The organism is Arcobacter aquimarinus, assembly GCF_013177635.1.
Lineage (GTDB): Bacteria > Campylobacterota > Campylobacteria > Campylobacterales > Arcobacteraceae > Aliarcobacter > Aliarcobacter aquimarinus.
The window spans coordinates 2,474,411-2,493,502 of record NZ_CP030944.1; the positions used below are offsets into that span (position 1 = coordinate 2,474,411).

The window sequence follows — 19,092 nt, forward strand, 5'->3', positions numbered from 1 at the left end:
TTTAAATTAAAAATTCATTTTTAATTTTAATTTTTTAATTCTTACAAATATCAATAAAACACTGCAAACCAAATAGTAGTTTCATCTAAACTTGTAAATTTAACTCTATGTTTTTGATAAGCTTTTATATTTAAACAATCACCTTTTTTCAGCTCAACTTCAAAATCTTCAAATTCAACTATGGCAAAACCCTCCATAACTAAAACAAATTCATTTTTTTCCTGTTCATACCAAAAATCTTGAGGTGATTTTTGTCCATTTGAGACAATTTTTTCTATTTTTATCTTCTCATCTTTAAAAATTTCAAAAAATTTTTCTTCACTTTTATCTACTGGAATTTCATCAAAAATATTATATTTTTCCATTTTTAAACTATCCAAATTATTGATTTTTTGGTATTTTACCTAAAATTACTTAATCATCTGATATAATCTTGATAGATTTAATCAAGTTAGATAAACACACCTTATTTAAAGGTTATTATATTAATTTTGATTAAACTACTTGACATTGATAAAAAAATGTTCTATAATTCCAACATAATTAAAGTTGATTAAATTAAAAAGGATTAACAAAATGCAAAAAGAAACTATTGCAATACATGCAGGATACGACAAAAAACAAGGTAACGGAGAGATGGCTGTTCCAATTTCTCAAACAACAGCGTATGCTTTTAGAGATAGTGAACATGCAGCAAATCTATTTGCACTAAAAGAACTTGGACCAATCTATACAAGATTAACAAATCCAACTTCTGATGTTTTAGAGCAAAGATTTGCACAACTAGAAGGTGGAGCAGCTGGTATTGCAACTGCAAGTGGAGCTTCTGCAATTTTTTACTCTATTGCAAATGTAGCTGAAGCTGGAGATAACATAATAATCTCTGATAAACTTTATGGAGGAAGTGTAACACTTTTCTATTTCACTTTAAAAAGATTTGGAATTAGTGTAAAAGTATTTAATAGTGATGATGCTTCAAATTTAGAAGAGTTGATTGATGATAAAACAAAAGCAATTTTCTTTGAATCATTATCAAATCCACAAATTGCTATCCCAGCTATTGAAAAAATTGTTGAAGTTGCAAAAAAACATGGAATTATTACTATTTGTGATAACACTGTTGCAAGTGCAGCTTTATTTAATCCAATTGAATGGGGAGTTGATGTTTCAGTTCATTCAACATCAAAATATACAAGTGGAAATGGAACAGCTCTTGGTGGTATTATTGTAGAAAGAGATGGATTAGCAGAATTTTTCAAAAAAAATGTAGCTAGATATCCACATTTTTCTACTCCTGATGCTTCATATCATGGATTAGTTTATACAGATGTTCCTCTTCCAAACTTTTGTTTGAGAATTAGACTATCTTTATTAAGAGATATTGGAGCAACACCATCACCTCATAACTCTTGGTTATTAATTCAATCATTGGAAACTTTAGGATTAAGAGTTGATAAACACTCTGATAATGCACTTGAAGTTGCAAAATTTTTGGAATCACATCCAAAAGTAAAAAAAGTAAGTTATCCAGGGCTAAAAAGTGATAAATATTATGAAAAAGCTCAAAAATATTTCAAAGGTGGAAAAGCTTCAGGATTAATTTCATTTGAAGTTAGCTCTTTTGAAGAAGCTAAAAAAGTTATAGATAGTGTTAAACTATTTAGTGTAGTAGTAAATATTGGAGATAGTAAATCGCTTATTACTCATCCAGCATCAACTACTCACTCTCAAATGACTCCAGAAGAGTTGGTAAAAGCTGGTGTAAATCCAGTTACAGTTAGGCTTTCTATTGGTTTAGAAAATACAGCAGATTTAATTCAAGATTTAAATCAAGCATTAAACTAAAAAAATGCCATTAATTTCAACAAAAGGTGTATATGGTCTAACAGCCATGTACGAATTAAGTAAGCATCAAGAAGATAGTCCCATGCAAATCAAGGATATATCAGCAAATGCTAATATTCCTCAAAACTACTTGGAACAGCTCTTAAGTAAATTAAGACGTGCTGAACTTGTAAAAAGTATAAGAGGTGCAAGAGGCGGATATATTCTTGCAAAAACTCCTGATGAAATCAAAGTAGTGGATATTTTGATTGCATTGGAAGATGATATAAAGATTATTGATTCAAAAGCGGAAAACCCTATTTTGAATATCTTTTTTGATGAGTCAAAAAATAGTATGAAAAAAATCTTTGATATTCAACTATCAAAACTAGATGAGTATCAAGATAAATATAATGAATTTTTACATTACAATATATAAGTAAGGCTTTATTCTTAAAGCCCTTTAGGTTTTGCTACTTTTAAGGATTTTTTATAAATCCTGCTAAAAAGTAGATAAATATGAAAAGGTTCCCTTACAAATGGGAACTATTTGAAAGGAATAATAAGATGAAATATGCAAATAACATAACAGAATTAATTGGTAACACACCTTTAGTAAAATTACAAAAAGCAAGTGAAGTAAGTGGAGCAACAGTTTTAGGTAAATGTGAGTTTATGAATCCATCACATTCAGTAAAAGATAGAATTGGAACAAATATGATAAATAGTGCTTTAAAAGCAGGACTTATCAACAAAGACACAACTGTGATTGAACCTACAAGTGGAAATACAGGGATTGCATTAGCTTCTGTTTGTGCAGCTTTAGGTATCAAATTAATTCTTACAATGCCAGCTTCTATGAGTATTGAAAGAAGAAGATTATTAAAAGCTTTAGGTGCTGAACTTGTATTAACCCCACCTGAAAAAGGAATGAAAGGTGCAATTGAAAAAGCAAATGAAATAAAAGAAACTACGCCAAATTCTTTTATTCCTCAACAATTTCAAAATGCAGCAAACCCTGAAATTCATAGACTTACAACAGCAAAAGAGATTTTAGCTGATACAGATGGAAAAATTGATATTTTTGTAGCTGCTATTGGAACAGGTGGAACAATAACAGGAACAAGTGAAGTTTTAAAAGCTCATAATCCAAATATCCAAATTATTGCAGTTGAGCCAGAAGCAAGTCCAGTTTTAAGTGGTGGAAAACCAGGACCTCATAAAATTCAAGGAATTGGAGCAGGATTTGTACCAGATGTTTTAAATACAAATATTTATGATGAAGTTGTACAAGTTTCAAATGAAGATGCAATTGAAAGTTCAAGAGCTTTAGCTCAAAATGAAGGATTATTAGTAGGAATTAGTGCTGGAGCAAATGCTTATGTAGCATCTCAAATTGCATCAAGACCAGAAAACAAAGGTAAAGTAATCGTAACAATTTTATGTGATACAGGTGAAAGATACTTAAGTTCTGGATTATATAACTATGATGAAGAGTAAAAACTCTTCATCAATATAAAAAAGGAAACAAATGCACGAAAAAGCATATAGGTCAGTTGTAAAAACTATCTCTTGGAGAACAGTTGGAACTTTAGATACGATGATTATTTCATATTTTGTAACGGGTAATTTAGTAATGGCAGCCTCAATAGGAACTATTGAATTAGTTACTAAAATGGTTTTATATTATTTTCATGAGAGAGCTTGGAATAAACTATCTTTTGGAAGAGTAAAAACACAAGAAAATGATTATCAAATTTAGGTTATAAAATGAGTAAAGAATTAATAGAAAATATAAATAAAGAATTAGAAAATAAATCAACTCAAGAAGTAGTAGCTTATTTTTTAACAAAATTTAAAAATGTAGCTTTAAGTTCAAGTTTAGCAGCAGAAGACCAAGTTTTAACAGATGTTATTTTAAAACAAGATAAGAATGCAACAATATTTACATTAGATACAGGAAGACTTCATCCAGAAACTTATGATGTTATGGATGCAACAAATTTAAAATATGGTGTAAAAATTGATGTATTTTTTCCAAATAGTGAAAAAGTACAAGAGCTTTATCAAACTCAAGGTGTAAATGGTCAATACGAAAGTATTGATAATAGAAAAAACTGCTGTAATATCAGAAAAATCGAGCCATTAAAAAGAGCTTTAAAAGATGTTGAAGTTTGGATTACTGGTTTAAGAGCATCTCAAAGTGTTACAAGAGTTGATATGCCTTTAGTTGAATGGGATGAAAACTTTAAAGTAATTAAAGTAAATCCTTTAATCAACTGGAGTGAAAAAGATGTTTGGGATTACATAAAAGAAAATAGAGTTCCATATAACAAACTTCATGATATTGGTTTCCCTAGTATTGGATGCGCTCCTTGTACAAGAGCTATAAAAGAAGGTGAAGATATAAGAGCAGGAAGATGGTGGTGGGAGAACCCAGAACATAAAGAGTGTGGTTTACACAAAAAATAAGAGTAAGGCTTTGTTCTCAAAGCCCTTTAGGTTTTGCTACTTTTAAGGATTTTTTACAAATTCTGTTAAAAAGTAGTTATATAAAAAAATAGGTTCCTTTAAAATGGGAACCATTTGAAAGGAAAAAAATGCAAATAAGCCAAGATAGGTTAACTCATCTAAAACAACTAGAAGCAGAATCAATGCATATTATGAAAGAAGTAGTAGCAGAATTTTCTAATCCAGCAATGTTATACAGTGTTGGAAAAGATAGTTCAGTTATGTTACATCTTTTACAAAAAGCATTTTATCCAGCGCCTCCACCGCTACCTTTAGTTCATGTTGATACAACATGGAAATTTAAAGAGATGATTGAGTTTAGAGATAAAAGAGCTAAAGAAGTTGGTATGGAACTTTTAGTTTATATCAATCCAAAAGGAGCAGAAATGAATATCTCTCCATTTACTCATGGTTCAGCGTTACACACAGATATCATGAAAACTGAAGGTTTAAAAAATATGTTAAACATTCAACAGTTTGATGCTGTTTTTGGTGGAGCTAGACGTGATGAAGAAAAATCAAGAGCTAAAGAGAGAATTTACTCATTTAGAGATAAAAACCATAGATGGGATCCCAAAAATCAAAGACCTGAACTTTGGAATATTTACAACGGAAGACACACAAAAGGTGAGTCTATCAGAGTATTCCCATTATCAAACTGGACAGAACTTGATATTTGGCAATATATCTATTTAGAAAATATTTCTATTCCTGATTTATACTTTGCAAAAGAAAGAGATGTAGTAGAATATATGGGTACAAAAATCATGGTTGACGATGATAGAATGCCTGAAAATTTGCGAAAAACAGCTAAAAAAGAGATGGTAAGATTTAGAACTTTAGGGTGTTATCCATTAACTGGAGCAGTAAATTCAACTGCTACAACATTACCTGAAATTATTCAAGAAATGCTTATTTGTACAACAAGTGAGAGACAAGGAAGATTAATAGATAGTGATGGTGACGCATCAATGGAGAAAAAGAAACAAGAAGGATATTTTTAAGATGGCACATCAATCAGATTTAATTTCACAAAATATAGAACAATATTTAAAAGAACATGAGAATAAAGAAATCTTAAGATTTATTACTTGTGGAAGTGTTGATGACGGTAAATCAACTCTAATTGGAAGATTATTATACGATTCAAAAATGATTTTTGAAGACCAATTAGCTGCTATTGAAAAAGATAGTAAAAAAGTTGGAACAACTGGTGATAAAATTGACTTAGCACTTTTAGTTGATGGATTAGCAAGTGAAAGAGAACAAGGTATTACTATCGATGTTGCTTATAGATTTTTCTCAACAGAAAGAAGAAAATTCATCATCGCAGATACTCCAGGTCACGAGCAATACACAAGAAATATGGCAACAGGTGCAAGTACAGCTGATGTTGCTATTATTTTAATTGATGCAAGACAAGGTATTTTAACACAAACTAAAAGACACTCTTATATTGCAAGTCTTTTAGGAATTAAAAACCTAATTGTTGCAATAAATAAAATGGATTTAGTTAACTTTAGCCAAGAAGTATTTGAAAAAATCAAAAATGATTATAATGAGATTATTGAATATCTTCCTCATAACAAAGATTTGAATATTCAATTTATTCCTATTTCTGCATTGGATGGAGATAATATTTTAACAAATTCTCCGAAGTGTCCTTGGTATAAAGAGCTTCCATTGATGCCGTTGTTAGACACAATTCCTATACATAAACAAGAGTCTTCTTCATTTAGACTTCCTGTTCAATATGTGGTACGTCCTCATCTAAACTTTAGAGGTTTTAGTGGAACAATTGCAAGTGGGGAAATCAAAGTTGGTGATGAAATTACTGTATTACCATCAAGAAAAACATCAAAAGTTAAATCAATAGTATCAAATGATATTAAAGATTTAAGACCAATTGGAAAAGATGAAACTGTTGAAACAATACAAAAAGCATTTGCTCCAATGGCAACAACAATTACTCTTGAAGATGAAATTGATATTAGTCGTGGTGATATGATAGTTAAAACTGGAGATATTCCAAAAGTATCAAATCACCTTTCAGTTATGGTTGTTTGGATGGATGAAGCTCCTATGAAACTAAATCAAAACTATGTAATCAAAAGAGCAACATCAGTAATTAATGGTGCATTTAATGCTATTGAATTTAAAAAGAATATTAATACATTTGAAGAAATTGATGCAACAGAATTAGCATTAAATGATATTGCAAAATGTACTTTATCATTAGATAGAGAAATTGCAGTTGATCCATACCATGAAAACAGATACACAGGAAGTTTTATCATTATTGATAAATACAATAACTCAACTGTTGGGGCTGGTATGATTGTATCTTCAGTTGAAGGTTTTGCTCATTTAGAAGAAGAGAAAAAAGTTTATTCAAAAGCAGAAATTGAGTTAAATGAATTTATTAGAAGAAATTATCCTGAGTGGGAATGTAAGGCAATCTAATGTCTAATAATTTAGCTTTAAATATTGAAAAAATCAAAAAAGAGAAAAGTGGAATAGATGTCTTAGCCGATATCTATTTCCATGCTGTTTTTGGTGAAAAAATTAGTCCTGAAAATTTAGAAAGATTTAAATGGTATGGAATTTATGCACAAGATGAACAACAAAACTATTTTAGTATAAAAATTCCTCTTAATATGGGAGAATTAAATTTAATCCAATTAAAAACATTAAGTCTTATATCTAAACAATTTAGTGATGATAGTTTGATTTTTTCAAATGAACAAAAAATTGAGTTTAAAAATATAAAGATTTTTGATTTACCAAAAATTTTCAAACTTCTTCAAGAAGTAAATTTAAACACTTTTTTTGAAGCAGGACACACAGTACGAAGAGTTTTAACTTGTCCCGTAAATGGAATAGATAAAACTCAATTAATTGATGTTGAACCTTTAGCAAATAAACTAAATGAAACTTTTATAGGAAATAAAAAATTTGAAAATCTACCAAATAAACTACAAATTGCAATAAGTGGTTATGAAGAGGGTTGTGATGTTCAATTTACTCCTGATGTTAGTTTTAATGCAATAAAAGATTCAAAAGAAAAAATTCTTTTTAATGTGAAGATTTTAGGTAATTCAATTGGTTTTATATCACCTTCACAAGTTTTAAAAACTGCAATTGCAATTGCAAACATTTATAAAGATTTTGGTGAAAGAGATGATGTTGAAAAAAGTAGTTTTGAATATCTTGTTAAAAATTTAGGATTAATTAGATTTTATGATATTTTAAATTCAACCATAAACTATAAAATTCAACAAAGTTCTTTTAAAAATGAGATTTCTCATCCAAGAAAACCAAGGCTTGGAATAAATGAAAGTAAAATTGAAGGACAAAGTTATATAGGTTGTAAAATCTATGATAGAGTTGTTCAAAGTTCTAAACTTGATAATCTATCTTCATTGCTTGAAAAATATGAGGCAAATAGAGTAAAACTAACTCACAAAGGGAATATTATAATTCTTGATGTTCCAACTTTAAATGCACAAAATCTAGCTTGTGAACTTGAAAAAATAAGTTTTAATCCTTTTGTTTAAAAACAAAGGGATTATCATAAATCTTCTCTCTATTTTTTTATTCTGTCTTAACCAAGAATTTTAAACAATTTTCATAATTTTTGATAAGAATCAATAATTTTCTATTTATTTTGTTTCATTTTTAAATTCTTCTAACTCAAACATATATCTATCAACAATTATTTCAGGATGTACAGATACTGATTTTTCAATAATTTTTTCACAACACTCAATAATTAAGAACATTAAAACTGTTAATTCTGTAATTCCCATTGTTTCGAAAGAATCATATTTATCCATTTTTTTATATTTCACTTTACCTATTCCTAAATAAGTTTCTCCTTTTCCTCCAATAAACCCATTAGAATGTAATGAATTTCTCCTATTGATAAGTCTATTGTTTATCTCTAAATATGTAGTTTTTGTATTTTTCATATTATCAAATAAGCTTTTAAAATTTTCATTATTTTCATTTAATCGTTCAAGTATTTCTGAAAACTTTGATTCTAAATCTATTTTTTCATCAATACCAAAATAAATTAAAATATTTCCTAATAATAGTTGTTTTTTTCTTGTATCTTTAATTTCAATATTAAATTCTTCAATAATCACAGAAAAAAAATGCTCTATATTAAAATATATTTCTATAATAAAATTTCTTCTTATATTGATTTCTTCTAAAATTATAAGACTTTCAATTATTTCATTTATAGAATAATTAAGCTTCTTCATATATAAAAAATTTTCTTTAAAATGTTTTTCAAAATTTCTGAATCTATGGAAAATGGAAATAGTAATTGTCTCAAGTCTATGAAATAGTTGTCTTCTAATATCTAGTTTATCAAAATTATAATATTCAGATAAAACTGGACTTTTAAATATATAATTATGTAAAGAAAAAACACTCTCTTCGCTTTTTATATCAACATCTATAAAATCTTTAATTAAGAGTTTATAGAAAATCTTTTCTATGTCATTTTGGATATACCAATCATACATCTTTAATAAAAATTCATCTAAACACTCTGTTGAAATATTTCCTTGAGATTCTTCATATTTTAATCCATCCATAAACTCTTCAAGAGATTCTTCAAATGCTTTTTGATACATTGCATGTAATGCAAATTTAAAATGATATTTACCATCAATAAAATATTCATATTCTCTCATTGCATTATTAAAACTTGATAAATCAATATTAATATGATAGTTTTCTGGAACATATTGACTTATTAACAAATCAATTAATTTTGATACTTCACCATTTTTTAATATTTCTGGTATTTGTTTTTCCATATGAAAATCACCTTTTTTATTTACTATTGTTTAAGTTACTTATATTTGTAATTAACTATTTATAAACATCACCTCTAAATCCAATATCTTCAATTATTGCTTCAATGATAATTTCATCATCTATAATCTTTAAAATAATTCTAATATTGCCTTTTCTAATTCTAAAAGTATCTTTTAAATTACCTTGAAGTTGCTTATAATCTATATTTATATCAATATTATAAAAATGTTTTTTTATAAATTTTATAATTAGTTCATCAACCTGAGTTTCAGTAATGATTGAATTATTTTTATCCAAAAACTTTTTTGATTTTTTTAGATAAGTTAATTTTATCTCTTTTTTCATCTAAATATCTATTGTTAGAATTTTTGTATGTGAAATTTCTTTATCTTCAATAGTTCTATTTTCTAAAATTGTTTCTATCTCTTTTTGTTCCATCATATCATAGGCATTTTTCAATCTTTCATACTCTTCAATATCTAATAAAACTGCTTCAAGTTTATTGTTTTTTGAGATTGCCAATTTATCTTTTGATTTATCGATAATACTATTTAGAATAGTTGAAAAACTTCTTGCAACATCACTTGCGGACACTATTTCATCTCTTGTATATGCAACCATATTATTTACCTTTTTAAAATATCATGTAAAATTATACATAATATTTAACATAAAATCAATTATAATATTTAAAACTGACTCCTTAAATATACTTCTTATCTAAAATAATATAAAATTATAATATTAATAACTACATATAATTCAAAGAGTAAGTAATCCATGACAAAAGATATTTTTAGACCATTTTTCAATGAAAATACAAATATATTAGAATTTATTAGATACAACACAATTGGAAAAAATAAAAAAGAGTATTTTGATTACACAGCTTCAGGACTTGCATTTAGACAAATAGAAAATAGAATTTTTGATGTTTTAGAAACTTATGCTAATACTCACTCAAAAGAGGCTTCAAACGCTGATACTACATCAAACTATTATGAAGAAGCTAGAAAAAACTTAGCAAAAAGTTTTGATTTAAATGATGAGTTTGCAATACTTCCGTGTGGTTGTGGAACAACAGCTGCTATAAAAAAATTTCAAGAGTTATTAGGAATATACATTCCACCTGCAACTATCAAAAGATTTGGAATAACTGTAGCTAAAAAGAAACTTCCTTTAATCATTGTTGGACCGTATGAACACCATTCAAATGAGGTAAGCTATAGAGAAGCTTTATGTGAAGTAAAAAGAATCAGACTTACAAATGATGGATTAGTTGACCTTGTTCAATTAAAAGAGACTTTACAAGAAAATATGCATAGAGAAATAATTGGTTGTTTTTGTATTGCTTCAAATGTATCTGGAATAATCACTCCTTATGAAGAGATATCAAAACTTATCAAACGTTATGGTGGGAAAGTTTTATTTGATGCAGCAGCAAGTAGTCCTTATATAAATGTTCCTTGCCAACTTTATGATGCTTTAGTTTTATCTCCTCATAAACTTTTAGGAGGTCCGGGAAGTTGTGGATTATTAATTATTAGAAAAAATCTTATTGATACATCAATTGCTCCAACATTTGCTGGTGGTGGAACAGTAGAATATGTAAATAAAGATTCACAATATTATCAAAAAGATATAGAAGCTAGAGAAGATGCTGGAACTCCACCCATTTTGCAATTTATTCGAGCTAGTTTAGCATATCAACTAAGAAATGAAATAGGTTTTGATTTTATAAAAGATAGAAAAAATGAATTAAAAGAATATTTTATAAGTGAATTAAAAAATATACCAAATTGTGAAATCTATGGAAATCAAGAAGTTGAAAATATAGGAATAGTCTCTTTCAATATAAAAGGTTTAAGTCCTTATGATTTATGTAATAATTTATCTTTAAATGATAATTTTCAAACAAGAGCTGGATGTTCATGTGCTGGACCTTATGGACATGATTTATTGGGAATACAACAATTAGATATGACAAATCGTCCGGGATGGGTTAGAATTTCTATACATTTTTCACAAACAAAAGAAGAGATTAAAAGTTTAATTGAGGGAATAAAAAAGATTTTAAAATAAACTACACAAAGACTAAATAATTCATTTAGAGTTCATTAACTAAGATTGATTATTATTTCACCCATGAGTTTTATAATATTTTTTTCAGTCTTTACAATTGTTTTTGCTTTCCAAACTTATGTAATAAAAAAACGATTGATAAATAAACTGGATTTTAATTATAAAACTAAAAAATATCTTAGCCTATTTTTATATCTTACATTTTTTGGGGTACTTTTGTATCCAGCAGCTAGATATTTTCCTGTAGTGCCAAACTGGCTCTACTTTCTTTTATCTCTACCAATTGGGGTGATTTTTTTAACATTTATTATCACTTTATTACACGAAATCATCTCTTTTGGTATCTCTAAAACAAAATATACAAAAAATCGAAGAGAATTCTTTAAAAAAGGTTTAGATATAGGTGCTGTTTCTTTTGTTTTAGCTACAAATGCAAAAGCTATGGATAATGCTAGAAATATCGAACTTGAAGTTGTTGATGTAAAAATCAAAAATCTTTTATCTCCTTATAAAATTGTTCAAATTAGTGATGTCCATATTGGAGGATTAATCGATAAAGAATTCATAAAAAATTTAGTTGATAAAATAAATCTATTAGGTGCTGATATTGTTGTAATTACTGGTGATTTGGTTGATACAAAACTAGAATATGCAAAACCTGCTTTAAATGAATTAGCAAATATTAATTCAAAATATGGAACTTATTTTATAGTTGGAAATCACGAATATTTTCATGGTGTTAAACCAATAATTGATTATGTAAACTCTTTGGGAATAAAAACTTTAGAAAATGAAAATGTTTACATAGGTGAAGAAAATAAAGGTTTTTATATTTGTGGAGTTTATGATAGATTTGGATTTAGATATGGTGCGTTTGAACCTGATATAAATAAAGCTCTTTTAAATACTCAAGATTTTCCAACAGTATTGTTAGCTCATCAACCAAAATATATAAACTCTATAGAGGATACAAAAGGTATAGATTTAATACTTTGTGGACATACTCACGGTGGTCAAATTTTCCCTTTTAATTTTTTAGTTAAACTAGAACAACCTTATGTTAGAGGATTAAATGTACACAATGAACACACTTTAGTTTATGTAAATAAAGGTACAGGATTTTGGGGACCACCCATGAGATTGGGTGCTAGTGCTGAGATAACTGTTTTAAAGTTATCTTCTTAAATTTTATATATTTAATAAAAATAGTGAACTTACAATTGAAATCGTATAAATACTTAATAAAATAATATAATCTACGTTTTTAGCTTTTTCTTTTTCCATTGAAATCTCCTTTAATAGAAGGAGTTCTCACTCCTTCTTATTTTATTGTGATTGTTTTTTTAGTGTTATCATCTTTTAATTTTGGAATAATTACTTCTAAAACTCCATTATCACTACTCGCTTCTATATTTTCAATATCTGCATTATCAGGAAGTGTAAAACTTCTAGAAAATTTACCAAAGTATGTTTCTACTTTATAGTAATCTTCCTCTTTCACCTCATCTTTTACTTTTCTTTCACCACTGATTGTTAAAACACCTTTATTAATATCTACTTTTATATCTTCTTTTTTCACACCTGGTAAATCAACATCAACATGATATGCAAACTCCCCTTCTCTTGTATTTACTACAGGAACAAAAGCATTTACACCTTCATTTTTTGTTTGGTTATATAAATTTTTTTCAATTTCTCTTATTTGTTTAAATGGGTCAAATTTTGTCAATAACATTTTTAACTCCTTAAATATTTTTAATCTTGATAGTATTTATATCAAGTTGATGAAATATTAACATATTTTTTAGCACTTGTCAATATATATTGCTAATAATATTTTAAAAATCTATAAAATAGTAATTTATTATTAGCAATATATGGATATAAATGCTAATAAAAAGACTGTACTACTAATATACAATTTTTAATTATTATTCTTTAATTATTTATGTATAATGTTTTTAACTCAAAAAAAGGATTAGAAATATGTCTTTAAAAGTAGTAATTTCTCATAAAACCCATTATAAATATGATAAGTATATTTCATTGTCACCACACATTATAAGATTACGTCCAGCTCCTCATAGTAGAACTCCAATAGAGGCTTATTCTTTAAAAATTAAACCTGATGGTCATTTTTTAAACTGGCAACAAGACCCTTTTGGAAACTATCTTGCAAGACTTGTATTTCCAGAAAAAACAAAAGAATTTTGCGTTGATGTTGAAATCATTGCAGACATGATTACAATAAATCCTTTTGACTTTTTCGTAGAAGATAGTGCTAAAAACTACCCTTTTGAATATAAAGAAGATTTAAGAAAAGAGTTAAAACCTTATTTAAAAATTGAAGAAAAAAATAAAATATTAAAAGATTTTGTTGCTTCTATTGATAAAAAAGAAAAGTCTATTATTGATTTCTTAGTTGAAGTTAACCAAAAAATAAATCAACATCTAAACTACACTGTAAGATTAGAACCAGGTGTTCAAACTTGTAAAACAACTTTAGAAAAAAAGTTAGGAAGTTGTAGAGACTTTGCTTGGTTATTTGTACAAGTATTAAGACATCTTGGACTTGCTGCTAGATTTGTATCTGGATATTTAGTTCAATTAACAGCCGATGTAAAATCACTTGATGGTCCAAGTGGTCCTGAAGCTGACTTTACAGATTTACATGCTTGGACAGAAGTTTATGTTCCAGGTGCTGGATGGATTGGACTTGATAGTACAAGTGGACTTTTTGCAGGAGAAGGTCATATTCCACTTGCTTGTACACCTCACTATAACTCTGCTCACGCTATTGAAGGATTTAGTGATAAATGTGAAACAGAGTTCTTTTTTGAAAACACAGTAACAAGAATTTTTGAATCACCAAGGGTTACAAAACCTTATAAAGATGAGCAATGGGAAGCTATTTATAATTTAGGTTTCAAAGTTGATGAAGATTTAGTAAAAAATGATGTTCGTTTAACTATGGGAGGAGAACCAACTTTTGTATCTATTGATGATATGGAATCAGCTCAATGGAATAGTGAAGCAGATGGAGAGCATAAAAGAGAGTTAGCAAATAATCTATCAAGAAGATTACTTGAAACAAATACAAATGGTGGATTATTGCATCATGCTCAAGGAAAATGGTATCCAGGAGAGCCACTACCACGTTGGCAAACAACTGTTTTTTGGAGAAAAGATAAAAAACCTATTTGGAAGAATCCAGATTTATTAGCTGATATGAATAAAAATTATGATTACACAATAGCTGATGCAAAAGAGTTTATTTCAACACTTTCTTTAATTTTAGGTATAAGTGATGAAAATGTAATTCCAGCTTTTGAAGACCCTATTTATTATATTATGAAAGAAGCTGAACTTCCTATTGATATTGACCCTTTAAAATATGATTTAAAAGACCCTTTAGAGAGAAAAACTATTGCTCAAAAATTAACTTATGGATTAAACAATGAAGTGGGATATGTGCTTCCTGTTAGTTTTGGATTTACAAAATGGATTACTTCAAAATGGGAATTTAGACGTGGACATCTATTTTTAGGAGCAGGAAACTCTCCTATTGGACTTAGACTTCCACTTGAATCACTTATTGTTAAACCTCAAGTAGAATTAGAACAAGATTTTCAACCTGATTTATTTACTTCATATCCAGCACTTGGTGATTACATAAGTGCTGTTGAAAAACGTGCTAAAAAAATGAGTAAAAAAACTACTCTTAAAAATAAATATTCTGCTTTTGTAAGAACAGCATTAAGTGTTGAAATAAGAGATAACAAACTTTGTGTATTCCTTCCTCCTATTGAAAAAACAGAAGTATTTTTGGATTTAATTGCTTCTATTGAAGAAACAGCAAAACGATTAAATTTAGCTGTTATTATTGAAGGTTATGAACCTCCTCATGATTTAAGAACAGATAGAATCAAAGTTACTCCCGACCCAGGAGTTATTGAAGTAAATATTCAACCAACAAGTTCATGGAAAGAATTAAGTGATAATATTTTAAGTCTTTATGAAGATGCAAGATTATGTAGACTTGGAACTGAAAAATTTATGATAGATGGTAGACACACAGGAACAGGTGGAGGAAACCACGTAACTATTGGAGCTATGAGTCCAAGTGATTCACCACTATTAAGAAACCCTCAACTTTTAAGAAGTTTAATCACATTTTGGCAACATCATCCAGGTTTATCTTATCTTTTCTCAGGAGCGTTTATAGGTCCAACTTCTCAAGCACCAAGAGTTGATGAAGGAAGAGTTGAAAATCTATATGAACTTGAAATTGCTTTCTCTCAGATACCTGAAAGTGGAGATGTTCCATATTGGTTAACAGATAGATTATTTAGACATATGCTCACAGATATTACAGGAAATACTCATAGAAGTGAGTTTTGTATAGATAAACTTTATTCGCCTGATAGTAGTACAGGAAGATTAGGTATTTTAGAACTTCGAGCTTTTGATATGCCACCTCATTCACAAATGGCACTTTTACAAATGTTATTGGTTCGAGCTTTAGTTTCTTGTTTTTGGAAAAGACCATATAAACATAACCTAATTAGATGGGGAACAAGACTTCATGATAAATTCTTACTTGAGCACTATGTAAAAGAAGATTTAAAAGGTGTAGTTGAGTATTTAAATGATGAAGGATATGAGTTTAAACTAGATTGGTTTGACCCATTTTTTGAATTTAGATTCCCATTATATGGAATGACTATGATAAATGGAATGCATGTAGAAATAAGATCAGCTATTGAGCCTTGGCATGTTTTAGGAGAAGAATCAGGAAGTCAAGGAACAGCTAGATATGTGGACTCTTCACTTGAAAGACTACAAATAAAAATAAAAGATTTCAATGAAGAAAGATATATAGTAACTTGTAATGGTGTTCAAGTTCCTCTTACAAAAACTGAAATTGAAGGGGAATATGTAAGTGGTGTAAGATACAAAGCTTGGCAACCTTGGTCAGCACTTCATCCAACAATTAAAGTTGATACACCTTTAACTTTTGATATAATAGATAAATGGAATACAAGGTCAATTGGTGGATTTAACTACTTTGTTACACATCCAGGTGGAAGAAGTTATGATACTTTTCCTGTAAACTCTTATGAAGCTGAATCAAGAAGAATAAACAGATATTGGGATTTTAATCACTCTCAAGGAGAAGTAACGCCAATTGAACCAAAAATAACTGGTGAAGTAAACTCTGTATTTGCTATTGAAGCAAATAGAAAAGTTACAAGTAGAACAGGAAGTAAAAAACTATACTTTCACGAAATGCCAAAAAATAAAGAGTATCCTCATACATTAGATTTAAGACAAAGGTGGATAAAAAATTAAATGTCAATTTTTGATAGTTGTAGATTAGAGTCATCATTTGATGAAGTATTTGATAATGAATGTAATATTAGACCCCATTGGAAAGAACTAATTGAGGGTTTAGAAAATGCAGGAATTAAACAATTAGAACAAAAACAACTAGAAATAGATTGGCGTTTAGAAGATAATGGAGTTACTTATAATATCTATAATGACCCTGAAGGAAATAATAGAAGATGGAATTTAGATCCTATTCCTTTAGTTTTAACGCAAGAAGAGTGGGATGAAGTAACGAAAGGTTTAAAACAAAGAGCAAAACTATTAAATTTAATATTCAAAGATTTATATACAGAACAAAAACTAATAAAAGAAGGAATAATTCCTGCTGAAATTGTTTTTGGTCATAAAAGTTTTATTCCTGAAGTTTTTAACTTTAAAAATAAAGATTATTACTCTTTAAGATTTTATGCAAGTGATATTAGTCGTGGTCCTGATGGTAAGTTTTGGGTTATAAATGATAGAACGCAATCCCCTTCAGGTCTTGGATATGCAATTGAAAACAGACTTACGATGAACTCTATTTCTAACGATTTATATCCAAATGTAGAGATAAAAAAAATTGCTAGTTTTATAGAAGGATATAAAAATACGCTAAAAACATTATCTCCTTCAAATCAAGAAAATCCTCTTATTGCTTTATTAACTCCAGGTCCACTAAATGAAACATATTTTGAACATGCTTATCTTAGTTCTTTTCTTGATTTAACACTGGTTCAAGGAGAAGATTTACTTGTAAAAAACAACCATCTTTGGCTTAAAAGTTTAAAAGGCTTAAGAAAAGTTGATACATTAATTAGAAGAGTTGATGCACAATATTGTGACCCTTTAGAATTAAAAAACTATTCTCAACTGGGAGTTGCTGGACTTGTAAATGTAGTAAGAGAAGATAATTTATCTATGATAAATCCAATTGGAGTTGGTATTTTAGAAAATATTGGATTAAATCCTTTTATGAAAAATATTGCTAACTATTTGTTAAATGAAGAGTTAATTCTTCCTCAAATAGCTACTTGGTGGTGTGGACAAAAAAAGGAGTTAGATTTTGTTTTAGAAAATCTAAAAAATCTAATAGTAAAAAAAATAGATAGAACTGATAATATTGAGATATATTTTGGAAATAAACTAAATGAAACTCAACTTTTACAACTAAAAGAAAAAATAGAAAAAACTCCTCAATATTATGTTGGTCAAGAAATTATTGATTTTTCAACAACAGCCTCTTTTTCTAAAGGAAAAGTAGAACCAAGAAATACAGTAATAAGAGCCTTTTCATATCAACAAGATGAAGACTACAACGTTTTACAAGGAGGACTTGTAAGAGTATCTCCCTCAAAAGATAGTTTAGTAGTCTCAAATCAAAAAGGTGGAACTAGTAAAGATTTATGGATACTTGGAAAAGATGAAGAGTTTAATAGCAATAATATTTTTAAAAATAGAGTTTTTATAGACTCAAGATTAGAAAATATCTCTACTAAAAGAGCTGAAAATCTTTTTTGGATGGGAAGGTATTTAAATAGAGCAATTATAACAGCCCGAATGCTAAGATTTAATCTTAAATCTATGCTAAATATAAATAGATATGATGATAATACAAACTCTAAACAAACAACAAAAATCCTAAATAATGCACTAAGTCATCTTACTATGTGTTATCCAGGATTCTTAGATGAAGAGTTGAAATCACCTTTAAATGAAATTATTTCTCTAATAAAAGATAAAAATAGAGTTGGAACTCTCTCTTTTTCACTTAGTTTATTATCAAACTTAAATACAAACGTAAAAAATCTTCTAACAATAGAAGCTTGGCGTATTTATGAGAAAATGCAAAAAGAGTGGAATATTTATCTAAAAAGAGAAGTTTTAACAAATAAAGACCATATAAATGAACTCGATAAATTATTGATTTATCTTATGGCTTATAAAGAATTAATTGATGAAAGTATTTTCAAAGAACAAGGTTTAATTTTATATGATATTGGCTGTAAAATAGAGATTTCACAACTTTTAATCTCAAAACTAAGGTCTTTACTTACTTTAAAACTTGACAAACTTTTAGAATATGATGTACTTGATTCTATGCTTAACTCTTATGAAAGTTATAACTCTTATAGGGCATATTATAAATCATCTTTAGATTTAAAAAATGTATTGGATTTTTTACTTTTTAACAGAAAATATCCAAAATCTTTGATTTATATTATAACTCAACTACTTGAAGACTTAAAAGAGTTACCAAATGAAGAGAATAACTCTAATTTAAGTAATTTTGAAGAGCCTATATTTAAAGTATTTTCTATGCTTACGCTTATGAATACAAATAAACTTTTAGAGATTAAAGAAGATGAATATGTATATAAAGAACTTGATGGTTTTTTATCTACACTTTCAGATTTATTAAGTAAAACTTCTGAAGAGTTAACAAAAACATATTTTTCACACTACAACGAGTAA

General features: G+C 27.9%; 17 protein-coding genes. 12 read left to right on the plus strand and 5 right to left on the minus strand.

Annotated elements, in window-relative coordinates; all coding sequences use genetic code 11:
* Positions 1–50: 50 nt before the first annotated feature.
* Positions 51–365 (minus strand): cupin domain-containing protein, encoded by a 315-nt coding sequence (locus AAQM_RS12505; RefSeq protein ID WP_129095531.1) that lies wholly within the window; start codon positions 363–365, stop codon positions 51–53.
* A gap of 211 nt (positions 366–576) precedes the next feature.
* Here AAQM_RS12505 and AAQM_RS12510 point away from each other — a divergent pair, with 211 nt between their 5' ends.
* The 8 genes from AAQM_RS12510 to AAQM_RS12545 all read left to right on the plus strand — a co-directional run bounded on the left by AAQM_RS12510 (position 577) and on the right by AAQM_RS12545 (position 7,892).
* Complete coding sequence (locus AAQM_RS12510) at positions 577–1,845, plus strand: O-acetylhomoserine aminocarboxypropyltransferase/cysteine synthase family protein (protein WP_129095530.1); 1,269 nt, start codon at positions 577–579, stop codon at positions 1,843–1,845.
* A gap of 4 nt (positions 1,846–1,849) precedes the next feature.
* Positions 1,850–2,263, plus strand: a complete 414-nt coding sequence (locus AAQM_RS12515; RefSeq protein WP_129095529.1) for an RrF2 family transcriptional regulator — start codon at positions 1,850–1,852, stop codon at positions 2,261–2,263.
* A 128-nt stretch (positions 2,264–2,391) separates the two neighbouring features.
* Complete coding sequence (gene cysK, locus AAQM_RS12520) at positions 2,392–3,324, plus strand: cysteine synthase A (RefSeq protein ID WP_129095528.1); 933 nt, start codon at positions 2,392–2,394, stop codon at positions 3,322–3,324.
* A 31-nt stretch (positions 3,325–3,355) separates the two neighbouring features.
* A complete protein-coding gene (locus AAQM_RS12525; protein ID WP_129095527.1) occupies positions 3,356–3,586 on the plus strand; it encodes a DUF2061 domain-containing protein in 231 nt (76 codons plus the stop codon).
* 8 nt (positions 3,587–3,594) lie between these two features.
* A complete protein-coding gene (locus AAQM_RS12530) occupies positions 3,595–4,296 on the plus strand; it encodes a phosphoadenylyl-sulfate reductase (protein WP_129095526.1) in 702 nt (233 codons plus the stop codon).
* 128 nt (positions 4,297–4,424) lie between these two features.
* Complete coding sequence (gene cysD, locus AAQM_RS12535) at positions 4,425–5,339, plus strand: sulfate adenylyltransferase subunit CysD (protein WP_129095525.1); 915 nt, start codon at positions 4,425–4,427, stop codon at positions 5,337–5,339.
* Between the two features lies 1 nt (position 5,340).
* Entirely contained in the window at positions 5,341–6,798 is a 1,458-nt protein-coding gene (cysN, locus tag AAQM_RS12540; protein ID WP_129095524.1) for a sulfate adenylyltransferase subunit CysN, read from the plus strand.
* On the plus strand, positions 6,798–7,892 hold the full coding sequence (locus AAQM_RS12545; RefSeq protein ID WP_129095523.1) for a sulfite reductase: 1,095 nt from the start codon (positions 6,798–6,800) through the stop codon (positions 7,890–7,892). The genes cysN and AAQM_RS12545 overlap by 1 nt, the downstream gene beginning before the upstream one ends.
* 105 nt (positions 7,893–7,997) lie before the next feature.
* Here AAQM_RS12545 and AAQM_RS12550 read toward each other — a convergent pair whose 3' ends face one another.
* From AAQM_RS12550 to AAQM_RS12560, 3 genes are read right to left on the minus strand one after another with little or no spacing between them, the layout of a single operon-like run.
* Complete coding sequence (locus AAQM_RS12550; RefSeq protein WP_129095522.1) at positions 7,998–9,167, minus strand: hypothetical protein; 1,170 nt, start codon at positions 9,165–9,167, stop codon at positions 7,998–8,000.
* A 55-nt stretch (positions 9,168–9,222) separates the two neighbouring features.
* Positions 9,223–9,513, minus strand: a complete 291-nt coding sequence (locus tag AAQM_RS12555; protein ID WP_129095521.1) for a hypothetical protein — start codon at positions 9,511–9,513, stop codon at positions 9,223–9,225.
* Entirely contained in the window at positions 9,514–9,789 is a 276-nt protein-coding gene (locus AAQM_RS12560; RefSeq protein ID WP_129095520.1) for a type II toxin-antitoxin system Phd/YefM family antitoxin, read from the minus strand.
* Positions 9,790–9,948: 159 nt separating this feature from the next.
* On the opposite strand from AAQM_RS12560, the gene AAQM_RS12565 reads away from it, so the two are divergent.
* Together AAQM_RS12565 and AAQM_RS12570 are read left to right on the plus strand one after the other, a co-directional pair.
* The gene (locus AAQM_RS12565) at positions 9,949–11,250 is read left to right on the plus strand and encodes an aminotransferase class V-fold PLP-dependent enzyme (protein ID WP_129095519.1); all 1,302 of its coding nucleotides are present in this window, start codon (positions 9,949–9,951) and stop codon (positions 11,248–11,250) included.
* 63 nt (positions 11,251–11,313) lie between these two features.
* Positions 11,314–12,435, plus strand: coding sequence for a metallophosphoesterase (locus AAQM_RS12570; RefSeq protein ID WP_129095518.1), 1,122 nt, complete (start codon positions 11,314–11,316; stop codon positions 12,433–12,435).
* Positions 12,436–12,571: 136 nt separating this feature from the next.
* Here AAQM_RS12570 and AAQM_RS12575 read toward each other — a convergent pair whose 3' ends face one another.
* Positions 12,572–12,985 carry an Hsp20/alpha crystallin family protein gene (locus AAQM_RS12575; protein ID WP_129095517.1) on the minus strand — a complete coding sequence of 138 codons (414 nt, stop codon included), beginning with the start codon at positions 12,983–12,985 and terminating at the stop codon, positions 12,572–12,574.
* A gap of 251 nt (positions 12,986–13,236) precedes the next feature.
* On the opposite strand from AAQM_RS12575, the gene AAQM_RS12580 reads away from it, so the two are divergent.
* Both AAQM_RS12580 and AAQM_RS12585 read left to right on the plus strand, forming a co-directional pair.
* The gene (locus AAQM_RS12580) at positions 13,237–16,602 is read left to right on the plus strand and encodes a transglutaminase family protein (RefSeq protein ID WP_129095516.1); all 3,366 of its coding nucleotides are present in this window, start codon (positions 13,237–13,239) and stop codon (positions 16,600–16,602) included.
* Positions 16,603–19,092: a circularly permuted type 2 ATP-grasp protein gene (locus tag AAQM_RS12585; protein ID WP_129095515.1), complete on the plus strand. Its 2,490-nt coding sequence runs from the start codon at positions 16,603–16,605 to the stop codon at positions 19,090–19,092.

Coding starts and splice junctions, on each gene's coding strand:
- cysD (WP_129095525.1), top strand. CDS start 4,425: ATGCAAATAAGCCAAGATAGGTTAACTCATCTAAAACAACTAGAAGCA.
- cysK (WP_129095528.1), top strand. CDS start 2,392: ATGAAATATGCAAATAACATAACAGAATTAATTGGTAACACACCTTTA.
- AAQM_RS12570 (WP_129095518.1), top strand. CDS start 11,314: ATGAGTTTTATAATATTTTTTTCAGTCTTTACAATTGTTTTTGCTTTC.
- AAQM_RS12525 (WP_129095527.1), top strand. CDS start 3,356: ATGCACGAAAAAGCATATAGGTCAGTTGTAAAAACTATCTCTTGGAGA.
- AAQM_RS12505 (WP_129095531.1), bottom strand. CDS start 365: ATGGAAAAATATAATATTTTTGATGAAATTCCAGTAGATAAAAGTGAA.
- AAQM_RS12565 (WP_129095519.1), top strand. CDS start 9,949: ATGACAAAAGATATTTTTAGACCATTTTTCAATGAAAATACAAATATA.
- AAQM_RS12530 (WP_129095526.1), top strand. CDS start 3,595: ATGAGTAAAGAATTAATAGAAAATATAAATAAAGAATTAGAAAATAAA.
- AAQM_RS12515 (WP_129095529.1), top strand. CDS start 1,850: ATGCCATTAATTTCAACAAAAGGTGTATATGGTCTAACAGCCATGTAC.
- AAQM_RS12580 (WP_129095516.1), top strand. CDS start 13,237: ATGTCTTTAAAAGTAGTAATTTCTCATAAAACCCATTATAAATATGAT.
- AAQM_RS12585 (WP_129095515.1), top strand. CDS start 16,603: ATGTCAATTTTTGATAGTTGTAGATTAGAGTCATCATTTGATGAAGTA.
- AAQM_RS12550 (WP_129095522.1), bottom strand. CDS start 9,167: ATGGAAAAACAAATACCAGAAATATTAAAAAATGGTGAAGTATCAAAA.
- AAQM_RS12545 (WP_129095523.1), top strand. CDS start 6,798: ATGTCTAATAATTTAGCTTTAAATATTGAAAAAATCAAAAAAGAGAAA.
- AAQM_RS12510 (WP_129095530.1), top strand. CDS start 577: ATGCAAAAAGAAACTATTGCAATACATGCAGGATACGACAAAAAACAA.
- cysN (WP_129095524.1), top strand. CDS start 5,341: ATGGCACATCAATCAGATTTAATTTCACAAAATATAGAACAATATTTA.
- AAQM_RS12560 (WP_129095520.1), bottom strand. CDS start 9,789: ATGGTTGCATATACAAGAGATGAAATAGTGTCCGCAAGTGATGTTGCA.
- AAQM_RS12575 (WP_129095517.1), bottom strand. CDS start 12,985: ATGTTATTGACAAAATTTGACCCATTTAAACAAATAAGAGAAATTGAA.
- AAQM_RS12555 (WP_129095521.1), bottom strand. CDS start 9,513: ATGAAAAAAGAGATAAAATTAACTTATCTAAAAAAATCAAAAAAGTTT.